The sequence below is a fragment of the Micromonospora sp. NPDC049203 genome, from assembly GCF_043197215.1.
GTDB lineage: Bacteria > Actinomycetota > Actinomycetes > Mycobacteriales > Micromonosporaceae > Micromonospora.
Map to the genome: position 1 here is coordinate 280383 of NZ_JBICSV010000004.1, position 12908 is coordinate 293290.

Here is a 12908-nt window from a genome sequence, read left to right on the forward strand (position 1 = left end):
GCCAGTGAGTCCCGAACTCATCGCCGTGCTGGCGGTGATCGCGGTCGCCATGGCGTTCGACTACACGAACGGCTTCCATGACGCGGCGAACGCGATCGCCACCAGCATCTCGACCCGGGCGCTGACCCCCCGGATCGCGCTCGCGCTGGCCGCCGTCGGCAACTTCGTCGGCGCGCACTTCGGCGCCGGGGTGGCAAAGACCGTCGGCGACGGGCTGGTGACGTTGCCGACCGGGGTGGAGAGCCTCGGCGTGGTCTTCGCCGGTGTGCTCGGTGCGATCATCTGGAACCTGATCACCTGGTACTTCGGCCTGCCGTCCTCGTCGTCGCACGCGCTCTTCGGCGGCCTGGTCGGCGCGACCCTGTTCGCCGCCGACGGCATCGTGCAGTGGGCCACCATCATCGAGAAGGTCCTCATCCCGATGGTGCTCTCGCCGGTGGTCGGCCTGGTGCTGGGCTTCCTGATGATGCTGGCGATCATGTGGCTGTTCCGGAAGGGGCAGCCGGGCAAGCTCAGCCGTGGCTTCCGGTGGGCGCAGACCGCCTCCGCCGCCGCCATGTCGGTCGGCCACGGCATGCAGGACGCCGCCAAGACCATGGGCATCATCGTGCTGGCGCTCTACACCGGTGGTTTCCAGGAGAGCAAGACCCACATCCCGGGCTGGGTCTTCTGGACCTCCGCCGCGATGCTGGCCGCCGGCACGTACGCGGGTGGCTGGCGGATCATCCGGACGCTCGGCCGGAAGATCATCGACCTCGGCCCGGCGGAGGGCTTCGCCGCCGAGACCGTGGCCAGCGCGGTGCTCTACTTCAACGCGCTGGTGCTCAAGGCGCCGATCTCCACCACCCACACGATCACCTCGGCGATCATGGGTGTGGGCGCGACGAAACGGCTATCCGCGGTGCGCTGGAACGTGGCCGGCAACATCGTCATCGCCTGGATCATCACGTTCCCGGCCGCCGCGGCGATCGCCTGCCTGGCGTACCTGCTGGTCCGGCCCTTGTTCTGAGTGACCTGACGCCGAGGGGTTCCCCGCCGTGGCGGGGGACCCCTCACGCGTAGGAGACGCCGATCCGGGCCTTGACGTCGTCGATCAGGCCCATCACCTCAAGCGTGGCGGAGTGCGGCACCAGCGGGCTCTCGGTCAGCCCGGCCGCCAGGCAGCGCTGCACCTCGATCGCCTCGTACTGGTAGCCGCCGCCGGTCAGGTCCGCCGGAACGGTCTCCGGTTCGGCGCCGGCCCGGTGCAGCACCGCGTGCGCGGGCCGGAAGAACAGCTCGGGCAGGTCGATCCGGCCGGTCGTACCGGTGATCGACGCGGTGATCGCTGTCGCGCCGACCATGCCGCAGCTGAGCGTCGCCACCGCGCCGGAGTCCCAGCCGAGGACCATTCCGGTGTTCTCGTCCACCGCCTCCGGGGTCAGCTTCGCCCAGGCCTGCACGTGCTGCGGCACGCCGAGCACCAGGTGGGCCAGGCTCAGCGGGTAGACGCCGAGGTCGAGCAGCGCGCCGCCGCCGAGCGTACGGGCCCGCATCCGGTGCTCCGGCGGGAACGGCCCGGCCACGCCGAAGTCCGCCCGTACGTGCGTGACCTCGCCGATCGCGCCGTCCCGGATCAGCTCCAGCACGCGCAGGATCAGCGGGTTGGTCCGCATCCACATGGCCTCCATGAGGAACAGACCTCGGGCTCGAGCCGTCTCCATCAGCTCGACGGTGGTCGGCAGGTCCAGCGTGCACGGCTTCTCCACCAACACGGCCTTGCCGCCGGCCAGACAGGCGAGCGCCGCCTCGTGGTGGGCGGCGTGGGGGGTGGCCACGTAGATCGCGTCCAGGTCCGGGTCCGCGGCCAGTTCCGCCCACGAGGCGTACGCCTGCGGCACGTCGTGCCGCTGCGCGAACAGCTCGGCGCTCTCCCGGGTACGCGAGCCGACCGCCAGCAGTTCGGCGTCCGGCACCAGCCGCAGATCCTCGGCGAAGCGGGCGGCGATGTTTCCGGTGGCCAGGATTCCCCAACGCGTCATGCCCGGCACGCTATCCCGTACCGCTCGGAGGCCGGGAGGGTGATCCACCGGTCGGGACGGCTCAGCCGTGGGCGTCGGCGGCGGCCCGGGCGGCCCGTTCGATCATCGCCCGCCGCGTCGCCAGCGTCGGCGGTTCGGGTTCCAGGTGCGCGTACGCGGCCCACGCCCCGGTCGAGCCGTCGAGCTGCTCGCGCAGGATGTCGGCGTGCCCCGCGTGCCGGCTGGTCTCGGCGAGCACGTGGACCATGACGTTGAACAACTTGACGTCCGGCCGGGGCCACCACGGCACGTGGCCGGGAGCGTCGATGGCGAGGGCGTCGATCGTCGCGTCCGCGTGCTCGGTCGCCCGCCGGTAGCGGCCGAGCACCCCTGCCCGGCTCTCGTGCTCGGTCGCCCACATGTCGGCGCCGTCCGGATCAGGATCGTCCCATCGGGGCAGGGGTTCCGGGAACGGCCTGCCGAACACCTCGCCGAAGTACCGAGCCTCCGTGAACGACAGGTGCTTGACCAGGCCGAGCAGGTTGGTGCCGGAGGCGGTCAGAGGGCGGCGTACGTCGTACTCGGACAGCCCGTCGAGCTTCCACAGCAGCACCTCGCGGATCTGACGCAGGTCGTGGTGCAGGTACTGCTTCGCGAAGTCGTCGATTACAGGTCACCACCCTGCCAGGCGTGGCCGGCCGCCGTAGCCCCGTGCCGACGGCCCGCTGGGCCGCCCGGAGGTGCGCGACTGGCCGCGCGGTGCGGGGAAAGGGCTTCCGCGGTCTCTGTCGCTGAGCCCTCGAACCGTCCATCTGAACATCGGACCGGCGCACACGGAGCGTGCAGATTGCACAGCGTCACGGCGGTTGTCTGCTACTCGTCAGGGTCGAGTCTCCAGAAGGGGTTTACCGGGCATAAGCCCACCTTGCTCCCGGCTCGGTGAAGGTCCCCCCGGCCCCTTTGCTCTGCAGCCGTTTGCGCACCGCTCGCGGAGGGTCACCGTTGCGGATTCGGCTGCAGAGCAAAGGCGGCGGAGGAGTGTGCCAGTGGCTGGGCGAAAACTACCCGGTGTGATTGGGGCACCCGTGTGTGGAGCGTGAGTTCCGCGTGCGCCGGCGAGCACGACCGGACTGCCCACCGCGTCATGCCCGGCACGCCATCGCCTCGTGCTCCGGGACCGGCAGGTGATTCACCCGTCGGGACGTCAGGCGTCTCCCGTGCCATCGCGCCCGGCCCTGGATGCTCCGGGCTGCGGCGCGGCCACCAACCGCTGGCTCGCCCGGGCCGGACGGCCGTTCATCGTCTCCACCGCGACCTCGCGGCTGGCGACGAGGTGGAAATCGCCTCGCTCCTGGCGCGGCTGACGAGACGGGGCGCGACATCCACCCCCCCTCGACATTTTCGAAGCCCTGCCGCACGAGCAGCCCTGCCAGCCGGCCGTAGCCGCACCCGTAGTCGAGAACGCGTGCCCGCCGATCGATGCCGTTCAGCCACGGAAGTGCGACCGGGTGGAGTACTGCTGCAATCGGAGGAGGGCGGCATCGGGCGGCGGGGCGGCGTCGCCCGTCACGGCACTAGGCTCGGGCGCATGACGATCGACGGCTTCGCCGCACCCCCCGCCCTGGTGGAGCACGCCCGCCGATTCCGGGCCGAGGGCGCCGTACCGGCCGTGCCCCGGGTCGCCGCCACCGTGCTGCTGCTCCGTCCGGCCGGCGACGGATTCGAGGTCTACATGATCCGCCGGGTGGCGGCGATGACGTTCGGCGGCATGTACGCCTTTCCCGGCGGCGGGGTGGACCGCTCCGACTCGGAGGCGCATCTCGGCTGGGCGGGCCCGGACCCGGCGGCGTGGGGGGAGCGGCTCCGGCTCGATCCGGCCGCAGCGCAGGCGGTGGTGTGCGCCGCCGCCCGCGAGGTCTTCGAGGAGGCGGGTGTGCTGCTCGCCGGGCCGGACCCCGACAACGTGGTCGGCGACGTGAGCGGCGACGACTGGGAGGCGGCCCGGCAGGATCTGGAGGGACGGCGGGTCGGCTTCGCGGACCTGCTGGCCGGTCGCGGCCTCACGCTCCGGTCCGACCTGCTGCTGCCGTGGAGCCGCTGGATCACCCCGGAGTTCGAGCCGCGCCGCTTCGACACGTACTTCTTCGTCGCCCTGCTGCCCGAGGGGCAGCGGACCCGGGACGTGTCCGGCGAGGCCGACCACACGCTGTGGCTGCGCCCGGCGGACGCGCTGACCCGGGCGGAGGCCGGCGAGCTGACCATGCTGCCGCCGACCATGGTCACGCTCGCCGAGGTCGTCGCCGCGGGCGACCTCGCCGGCGTGGCCCGCGCCGCCGCGGAGCGCGATCCGGGTACGCCGATCCTCCCGTACATCGAGGGCCTGGACGGCGCCGAGCCCAGCTTCCGCCTCAGCTGACCGCAGGCGGCGGCGGTGTTAAAAAGGGCCCCTTCCTCTACCGGAGGCGTTAACAGGGGGCCCCTCCTTACATCTCAGCCGAAGCGGCCGGTGATGTAGTCCTCGGTCTTCTTCTGGGCCGGGTTGCTGAAGATCTTCTGGGTGTTGTCGTACTCGATGAGGCGGCCCGGGTCGCCGGTCTTCTCGATCGAGAAGAAGGCGGTCCGGTCGGACACCCGGGCGGCCTGCTGCATGTTGTGCGTGACGATGATGATGGTGAACTTGTCCTTGAGCTGGAACATCAGGTCCTCGATGGCCAGCGTGGAGATCGGGTCCAGCGCCGAGCAGGGCTCGTCCATCAGCACCACCTGCGGCTCGACGGCGATGGTGCGGGCGATGCAGAGCCGCTGCTGCTGGCCGCCGGACAGTCCCGCGCCGGGCTTGGCGAGGCGGTCCTTGACCTCGTCCCACAGGTTCGCCGAGCGGAGCGCCTTCTCGGCCGCCTCCTCCAGGATCGACTTGCGCCGCACGCCGTTGAGGCGCAGCCCGGCCACCACGTTCTCGAAGATGCTCATGGTGGGGAACGGGTTCGGCCGCTGGAAGACCATGCCGATCATCCGGCGGACCGCCGTGACGTCCACGTCCCGGTCGTAGATGTCCTGGTCGTCGATGGTGAGGCTGCCCTCGACCCGGGCGCCGGGCAGCACCTCGTGCATCCGGTTGATCGACCGCAGGAAGGTTGACTTGCCGCAGCCGGACGGCCCGATCAGAGCGGTGACGGTCTTCGGCTCGACGGTCAGGTTGATGCTCTCGATCGCCTTGAACCCGCCGTAGTAGGCGGTCACGTTCGTGGCTTCGATGCGCTTGGCCATGGTGGCGGTACCTCCGGGGTTCATCGGCCGAGCCGGTTGCGGCGGGACAGCAGCTTCGCCGCCACGGTGAGGACGAGGACGAGGGCGACCAGGGTCAGCGCCGCGGTCCACGCCCGTGCCGGCGAGTACCTCGACGCCTCGCCGGCCTGCTGGTAGACGAAGAGGGCGAGCGACGACTGGTTGTTCTCGAACGGGTTGAAGTTGATCGCCGCGCCGCCACCGGCGACGAGCAGCACCGGCGCGGTCTCACCGGCGGCCCGCGCGATGGCGAGCATGATGCCGGTGACGATGCCGGGCAGCGCGGTCGGCAGCACGACGCGCAGGATCGTCTTCCACTTCGGTACGCCCAGCGCGTACGCGCCCTCGCGCAGCGGCGCGGGCACCAGGCGGAGCATCTCCTCGGTGGAGCGGACCACAGTGGGCAGCATCAGCACGCTCAGCGCCAGCGCGGCGGCGAAGCCGGAGAAGCCCGGCCGCCCGTCGTTGAACCACGGCGAGACGATCAACACCCAGAAGGCCAGCACGAACAGGCCGGTGACGATCGACGGGATGCCGGTCATCACGTCCACGAAGAAGCGGATGGTGAACGCGAACCGGCCCCGGCCGTACTCGACGATGTAGATCGCGCAGAGCACGCCGAGCGGCACCGTGATCAGCGTGGCGATGCCCACCTGCTGCAAGGTGCCGACGATCGCGTGGTACGCGCCGCCGTTGGCGTCCCGCGACCCGATGTTGTTCATCGAGGTGCCGAAGAAGTCGGCGTCCAGCCGTTCGGAGCCCTTGCTGACGAGCGTCCAGACCACCGACGCCAGCGGCAGCACCGCCAGCACGAACGCGGAGTGGATCAACGCGCTCCAGGTCCGGTTGCGGGCCGACCGGCGGCCCTCCACCGCGTTGGCCGCGGCGAAGAGACCGGCCAGGTAGAGCAGCGCGCCGACCACCACGACCAGGACCGGGCCGCCGATGCCGGCGCCGTACACGATGCCCGCCGCGAGCAGCAGCGCCGCGACGGCGATGGCCGGAGCGGCGTACGCGGGAAGCCGTCTCGCCCGCAGCGTGGCCGGCTGGGCCGGCGGGCGCGGGCGGCGGGGGGTAAGGGTGGTTGTCATGCGGCCGACTCCGTGAACTCGCGCCGCCGGTAGATGATCGCCCGAGCGGTGATGTTGACGATCAGCGTGATCGCGAACAGCACCAGGCCGGAGGCGATGAGCGCGCCGCGGCCGGTGTCGTTCGCCTCGGCGAACCGGTTGGCGATGTTGGCGGCGATCGAGTTCCCGCCGCTCTGAAGGATGTTGAACGAGATGGCGTACGTGGAGCCGAGCGTGAGCGCCAGCGCGATGGTCTCGCCGAGCGCCCGGCCCAGGCCGAGCATCACCGCGGCGATGACGCCGGGCCGGCCGTACGGCAGGACGGCGGTGCGGATCATCTCCCAGCGGGTGGCGCCGAGCGCGAGCGCGGCCTCCTCGTTCGCGGTCGGGGTCTGCCGGAACACCTCGCGGGACAGCGAGGTGATGATCGGCAGCACCATGATGGCGAGCACCACGGAGCCGAGCAGGATCGAGTTGCCGTACGGGCCGTCGCCGAAGATGGGGATCCAGCCGAAGTACCTGTTCAGCCACGCGGACAGGTCGGCGACCGGCTGGGCGAAGTAGTCCCGTCCCCAGAGGCCGAAGACCACACTGGGCACAGCGGCCAGCAGGTCGATCAGGAAGCCCAGGGCGTTGCCGAGCCGCCGGGGCGCGTAGTGCGACAGGTACAGGGCGATGCCCAGCGCGACCGGCACCGCCATGAGCAGCGCCAGCAGCGAGCTCAGGACGGTGCCGAAGGCGAGCGCGCCGATGCCGAACTGCGGCGGGTTGTCGTTCGGGAACCAGCCCTCGAATGTCCAGAACGACTCGGTGTTGGCCCGCAGCGCCGGGACGGCCCGGGCGACGAGGAAGATCGCGATGGCCGCGATGACCACCAGGACCGTGGTGCCGGCGGCCAGGGTCAGGCCGCGGAACGCCCGTTCCGCGCCGAAGGCGCGGGCCCGGGGGAGGGCACCGCCGCCGCCGAGGCCGCCGTCGGGGCGGCCCGGGTTACCGGGGCGCTCGGCCAGACGCGCCGAGGCACCGGCGGGTCGCTCGTGGCTCGTGGCCACGGGGTTCCCGCCGGTGCCGGCGTCGGCCGAGCGGTGAGGGGTGTCACCCATCTGCTCGCTCGCTTCGTGTTGAGGAGGTGTCGGTCAGAGCGTCAGGAGAGGCTCGTGACCGCGGCCTCGACCTTGGTGCGGACGGTCTCGGGCAGCGGCGCGTAGCCCAGCTCGACGAGCTCCTTCTGCCCCTCGGCGCTGGCGGCGTGGCCGAGCAGGCCCTTGACCAGCGGCAGCTTGTCGGCGGCGAGCCCCTTGCTGCAGACGATCTCGTAGGTCGCCAGGACGATCGGGTACGCCCCGGCCTCCTTGGTGTTGTAGTCGATCGACATCTTGAGGTCGTTGCCCTGACCCTCGAACTTGGCGCCGGCGATGGTCTTGCCGGCCGAGTCGCCGGTCAGCTCGACGAACTCGCCGTTACCGTTCTTGATCTTGGCCATCTTCAGGTCGGAGTTCTCGGCGTACGACCACTCGACGTAGCTGATGGTGCCGTCGGTGCTCTTGACCTTGCTGGCCACACCGTCGGACTTGGCCGCGCCGACGCCGCCCGGGGCCTTCCACGCCTTGGAGTTGCCGAGCGTCCAGTCCGCCTCGGCGGTCTTGGAGAGGTACTTGGTGAAGTTGTCGGTGGTGCCCGACTCGTCGGAGCGGTGCACGGCCTGGATCGCGGTCGACGGCAGCTTGGCGTCCGGGTTGTCGGCCTTGATCGCCGGGTCGTCCCACTTGGTCACCTTGCCGGCGAAGATCTTCGCCAGGGTGGCCGGGCTGAACTGGAGGTTGTCCGCGCCGTCGATGTTGTAGACGACAGCGACCGGGCCGATGACCATGGGCAGGTTGAGCGCCTGGCCGCCGACGCACTTGGCGTCGGCCTGCGGCTGCTCCTCCGGCTTGAGGGCGGAGTCCGAGCCGGCGAAGTCGGCGGTGCCGGCGATGAACGCCTGGATGCCGGCGCCCGAACCGCTGGGCTCGTAGTTGATCGTGGTACCGGCGCACTTCTGCTGGTAAGCCTTGATCCACTCGGCCATGGCGTTCTTCTGGGCGGAGGAGCCCTGCGCGTTCAGCGTGCCCGTCGCGCAGTCCGCCGCTGCGGTGGTGCCGGAGGCGCCGGCCGGCTCGTTGTTGTCCGAGCCGCAGGCGCTGAGACCGAGAACCGCGGTAAGAGCGAGACAGGCGATGGCGCCGTGCCGCTGGAGCTTCACTTCAGGGGTTTCCCTTCACGTCTTTGGTCAGGTCGCCCGGAGTACCGGGCGCCGGCGCTGACCGGCTGACACGAAAGGTAGGAGGGCCAGGTGGACGGTTCGCCGGACGCAAGTGAACGCGCGGTGAACACGTTCAGCCGACGAGGTGGCCGTACGCTGAGGAAGGGTTGTCCATTTCGTGAACTAGCGCCCCGGCATCGCCTTTGTGACGATTTTCCCGGGCGGGCGAAGGCTCAGCCCAGCTGGTAGTTGACGTGCGCGGACCAGCGCGCGAAGCCCAGCCGCTGGTAGAGCGCGACAGCTGCGGTGTTGCTCTCGTCCACGTAGAGCATCACGCGGTCGAGCCCGCGCTCGTCGCGCAGGTGCGTCAGGCCGGCGGCGGTCAGCACCCGGCCGAGCCCGCCCCGGTGCGCGGACGGGTCCACGCCGAGCACGTACACCTCGCCGATGCGGGCCGAGCCCTGCTGCTCGTGCACCTTGGTCCAGTGGAAGCCGAGCAGCCGCCCGGTGCCGGAGTCGACGGCGAGCAGGAAACCGGCACTGTCGAACCACGGCTCGGCGATCCGGACGCGCAGGTCGTCGAGCGTCCACTTGCCCTGCTCGGGGTGCTGGGCGAAGGCGGCGTTGTTCACCGCCAGCCAGGCCTCGTCGTCCTCGCCCGGGCGGAACGCGCGCAGCGTCACGCCGTCCGGCACGACCGGCGCCGGCAACTCGGCGGTGAGCGGGCGGCGCATCTGCCAGAGCACCCGCGCCCGGGAGAAGCCCAGGTCGACGGCGAGCGCGGCGGCCGAAGGGTGGTCGCCGTGCGCCCAGGCGCGCAGCGGCCCGGACGCGGCGTCCACCACGCCCCGGGCCAGCGCCCGCCCGGCGCCCCGCCGCCGGTACGCGGGGTGCACCACCATCTCCACGCCCACGCCGTCGGCCGGTGCGGTGGTGTCGAGGTGCGCGTACCCGGTGAGGGTGCCGTCGGAGGTCCGGGCGGTGAGGTGCACGGCCGGCGCCTCGGGATCGCGCATCCGCAGCAGCACGTGCTCGTCGAGGGGGTCGGCGCCGTCGGCGTCACCGGCGGCGCGGGCCAGCGCCAGCACCTCGGCGACCTCGTCGGGCGTCAGCCGGTCCGTCCGGGCGATTCCGTCCGGCGTCAGCCGGTCCCCCCAGGCGATCCGGTCGGCCGCGGGACCACTCGTCGGCTCGGTGCTGCTCATCTGAGTCACGGTAGCGGGCGGTGGGCCGTGGTTCGCGGTGGACGACGACGGCGGTCGGTGGCGCTCGTCACGGCCTGCCGGCGGGCAGCGGCTCCAACTCGAACCGGGCCAGCAGTTCGGGCAGGAGTTCCTGCAGCGCGCTGACGGTGCCGGACCGGTCCCCGCCCGCGTCGTGCATGAGCACTATCGCGCCGGGACCCATCTGCGCGCGGACACTCGCCTCGATGGTGGTGGCGCCCGGCGCCCTCCAGTCCGACGGGTCCACGCTCCAGTGCAGCGGGGTGAGACCCAGGTCGGCGCAGGCCGACATGACAGACGGTGTCCAGGCCCCGCCGGGCTGGCGGTAGTACGCGATCCGCGCGTCCGGCGCGGCGGCCACTATCGCGTCCCTGGTCCGCAGCAGGTCGGCCCGGATCGTCGCCGGGGATCGCTTGCCCAGGTTGACGTCGTGGCTCCAGGAGTGGTTGCACAGCGTGTGTCCGTCGGCCGCGATCGACCGGACCAGGTCCGGGTAGGCCTCGGCGTTCTCGCCCACGACGCAGAATGTCGCCTTCACGCCGTACCGGGCCAGCAGCGAGAGCACCTGCGGGGTCCAGCGGGGGTCGGGGCCGTCGTCGAAGGTCAGCGCGACGCGGGACGAGCCGGTGGCGATCAGGGCGCCGTACGGGCCGTCGCCGCCGGGCTCGACCGGGGCGGTGTCCGGCGCGGCGTCGGGGCTCGGCCGGGCGCTTGCCGTGCCGCTCGGGAGGTCGGTGCTGGGTGGCTGGTCGCCGTAACGCGGGCCGTTGAGCGTGGTGGCCACCCCGGCGTCGGACCGGCGCGGCTCCGGCACCAGGCTGCGACCCAGCACGAACGCCGAGCCGAGCAGGCCCGCCAGCACGACGCTCACGAGCCCGGCGGCGCGCAGCCTTGAGCCCCGCATCAGCGGCACCGGCCGTTCGTCGCCCCCGTGTTCACCGCACGCACCGCCGCCCCCTTAGCCCGACAATTCCGTCAGCCAGGATATGGCTGACTTGTCGGGCAAAAAGGGCATACGAGAAAAGTGCCCTCTAGCGGGGTGGGGCGTGGGCGGTCAGACCGGCAGCGGGGCGGGCTCCGACTCCGGCAGCGAGCGCGACGGCGGGACGACGAACTTGTAGCCCACCTGGCGGACGGTGCCGATCATCGACTCGTACTCCGAGCCGAGCTTGGCGCGCAGCCGCCGCACGTGCACGTCCACAGTGCGGGTGCCGCCGAAGTAGTCGTAGCCCCAGACCTCGCGCAGCAACTGGTCCCGGGTGAACACCCGCCCGGGGTGCTGGGCCAGGAACTTCAACAGCTCGAACTCCTTGTAGGTGAGGTCGAGCGGCCGGCCCTTCAGCTTGGCGGCGTACGTGTCCGGGTCGATGTTCAGCTCGCCGGCCCGGATCGAGCCACCGGCACCGGCGGTGGCGTTACTGAGGCGGCCGACCGCCAGCCGCAGCCGGGCCTCCACCTCGGCCGGCCCGGCGCCGGCCAGGATCACGTCGTCGACGCCCCAGTCCGCGTTCAGCGCGATCAGCCCCGCCTCGGTGACGACCGCGACCAGGGGTACGCCGAGCCCGGTGGCGTGCAACATCCGGCAGGTGGCCCGCGCCTCGCTCAGCTCGGAGCGGGCGTCCACCAGAACGGCGTCCGGCGTCGGGCCGGAGACCAGCGTGCGGACGTCGCGGGGTGCGGTGCGAACCGAGTGCGGTAGCAGGTCGAGTGCCGGCAACACCGCCGACGGCTCACCGGCCCGTGCGGTCACGAGCAGCAGGAGCTCCACGATCACCTCCGTCCCGGCGGCCTTTCGGCCGCGCGCGACCAGCGACACGCCCGGGTGGGGGCGGCACTGTGAACTTGCGTGGGTCCCGGCGTCGTCGACGGGCGGGGTAACGGCCTGAGCGTAACCGATGGGCCAGCCGTCACCTTCGCGCGATTTACCGTTTGCCCTTTCTGCCCTTGATCGCGCCGCAGGTTTTAACGTCGCCGAAACCGGGACCTCCGCCGAGCCGCCCGGGTCTGGCACGATCGGGGCGTGTTTCCCTCCACCTCGCGCGACACCGGTCGTGAACCGTGGGCCGGCGACCCGTCCGCCGGGCCGCCCGGCCCCGCCCGTGGCTACCCGCCCGCCCCGCGTACCGGCCCCGCCGACGAGGACGGTGACCGGCGGGAGCGCAAGGGTCCGCGCCGGCTGCGTAAGGGCGGCCCCGGCCGGCGTCCCGACGACGAGTCCGACGAGGAGCCCGAGGAGGAGGTGCCGCCGGTCCCCGTCCGCCGGCCTCTGGCGCTCACCGTGGCGGGCTTCGCCGCGCTGCTCGGCGTCGGCCTGGTGCTCGGCGCGCAGACCGCGGGCCCGGGGCACCGGCTGCCGTTCGCGGCGATCATCTTCGGCGTCCAGTTGCTGTTCGTGCTGGCCTGGACGATGGCCATGCGACCGCCCGCGCTGCTCGTCGTCGCGCTCGTCAGCGCCGGCACGGCCGTGATCGCCGACGTCGCCGCCGTGCGGTCGGACATCGCCGGCCTCGCCCCGCTCGGCTACGCCGCGGCCGCCGGCTTCCTGCTCGGCGTGCTGGGGCAGCTCGTGCGGCGGGTGGACCGGGTCCGGGTGACCGACTCGCTCGGCGGCACGCTGTTCATCGTGGTGGGCGTGGTCGCCTTCGCCACGCTCATCGTGCTCAGCCGGATCCCCAAGGGCACCCAGGCGATCACCGTCTGCCTCACCGCCGCCGGGGTGGCGCTGCTCGTCGCCCGGCTCACCGACGCGGTCGCGCCGTGGCCCCGGCTTGCCCCGCAGGTGCCGCGCGGCGCGGCCGGTGTGGTCGCCGGCGCCATGATCGGCACCCTCACCAGCGCCGTGCTCGGCAGCTACCTGGTCGGCTTCACCCCGACTAGCGCCGCCCTGGTCGGGGTGGTCAGCGCGGCCACCGCCGTCCTGGCCGACCTCGCCGTGGGGTACGCCGAGGCGGGCCGGCTGATGGCCGGCGAGCCGCCGACGATGTGGGTGGCCCGGCACATGCAGGGGCCGCTGGGCGGGTTCGCGCTGGCCGCGCCCGCCGCGTACGCCATGTGCGTGCTGTTCCTCTGACGCGGTTGGGGAGGATTC

General features: G+C 72.0%; 12 protein-coding genes. 3 read left to right on the plus strand and 9 right to left on the minus strand.

Annotated elements, in window-relative coordinates; all coding sequences use genetic code 11:
- Positions 1–4 precede the first annotated feature (4 nt).
- Positions 5–1009 carry an inorganic phosphate transporter gene (locus ACGFIA_RS13730; RefSeq protein ID WP_357389274.1) on the plus strand — a complete coding sequence of 335 codons (1005 nt, stop codon included), beginning with the start codon at positions 5–7 and terminating at the stop codon, positions 1007–1009.
- 43 nt (positions 1010–1052) lie between these two features.
- Here the strand turns inward: ACGFIA_RS13730 and ACGFIA_RS13735 are convergent, their stop codons facing one another.
- Both ACGFIA_RS13735 and ACGFIA_RS13740 read right to left on the minus strand, forming a co-directional pair.
- The gene (locus tag ACGFIA_RS13735) at positions 1053–2021 is read right to left on the minus strand and encodes a Gfo/Idh/MocA family protein (protein WP_393260108.1); all 969 of its coding nucleotides are present in this window, start codon (positions 2019–2021) and stop codon (positions 1053–1055) included.
- A 61-nt stretch (positions 2022–2082) separates the two neighbouring features.
- Positions 2083–2667: a DinB family protein gene (locus ACGFIA_RS13740; RefSeq protein WP_393260451.1), complete on the minus strand. Its 585-nt coding sequence runs from the start codon at positions 2665–2667 to the stop codon at positions 2083–2085.
- A gap of 921 nt (positions 2668–3588) precedes the next feature.
- Here ACGFIA_RS13740 and ACGFIA_RS13745 point away from each other — a divergent pair.
- Positions 3589–4416 carry an NUDIX hydrolase gene (locus ACGFIA_RS13745; protein WP_393260111.1) on the plus strand — a complete coding sequence of 276 codons (828 nt, stop codon included), beginning with the start codon at positions 3589–3591 and terminating at the stop codon, positions 4414–4416.
- Positions 4417–4490: 74 nt separating this feature from the next.
- Here ACGFIA_RS13745 and pstB read toward each other — a convergent pair whose 3' ends face one another.
- The 7 genes from pstB to ACGFIA_RS13780 form a co-directional block, all read right to left on the minus strand.
- Positions 4491–5267 (minus strand): phosphate ABC transporter ATP-binding protein PstB, encoded by a 777-nt coding sequence (pstB, locus tag ACGFIA_RS13750; protein WP_357389268.1) that lies wholly within the window; start codon positions 5265–5267, stop codon positions 4491–4493.
- Positions 5268–5287: 20 nt separating this feature from the next.
- Positions 5288–6376: a phosphate ABC transporter permease PstA gene (pstA, locus tag ACGFIA_RS13755; RefSeq protein WP_357389266.1), complete on the minus strand. Its 1089-nt coding sequence runs from the start codon at positions 6374–6376 to the stop codon at positions 5288–5290.
- Positions 6373–7458 (minus strand): phosphate ABC transporter permease subunit PstC, encoded by a 1086-nt coding sequence (gene pstC, locus ACGFIA_RS13760; protein ID WP_357389264.1) that lies wholly within the window; start codon positions 7456–7458, stop codon positions 6373–6375. The genes pstA and pstC overlap by 4 nt, the downstream gene beginning before the upstream one ends.
- A gap of 41 nt (positions 7459–7499) precedes the next feature.
- A complete protein-coding gene (pstS, locus tag ACGFIA_RS13765; protein ID WP_357389262.1) occupies positions 7500–8597 on the minus strand; it encodes a phosphate ABC transporter substrate-binding protein PstS in 1098 nt (365 codons plus the stop codon).
- A gap of 233 nt (positions 8598–8830) precedes the next feature.
- Positions 8831–9802 carry a mycothiol synthase gene (mshD, locus tag ACGFIA_RS13770; RefSeq protein ID WP_357389260.1) on the minus strand — a complete coding sequence of 324 codons (972 nt, stop codon included), beginning with the start codon at positions 9800–9802 and terminating at the stop codon, positions 8831–8833.
- A gap of 67 nt (positions 9803–9869) precedes the next feature.
- On the minus strand, positions 9870–10724 hold the full coding sequence (locus tag ACGFIA_RS13775; protein ID WP_393260116.1) for a polysaccharide deacetylase family protein: 855 nt from the start codon (positions 10722–10724) through the stop codon (positions 9870–9872).
- A gap of 150 nt (positions 10725–10874) precedes the next feature.
- On the minus strand, positions 10875–11594 hold the full coding sequence (locus ACGFIA_RS13780) for a response regulator transcription factor (protein ID WP_176722767.1): 720 nt from the start codon (positions 11592–11594) through the stop codon (positions 10875–10877).
- Positions 11595–11840: 246 nt separating this feature from the next.
- On the opposite strand from ACGFIA_RS13780, the gene ACGFIA_RS13785 reads away from it, so the two are divergent.
- Complete coding sequence (locus ACGFIA_RS13785) at positions 11841–12890, plus strand: hypothetical protein (protein WP_357469015.1); 1050 nt, start codon at positions 11841–11843, stop codon at positions 12888–12890.
- Positions 12891–12908 lie beyond the last annotated feature (18 nt).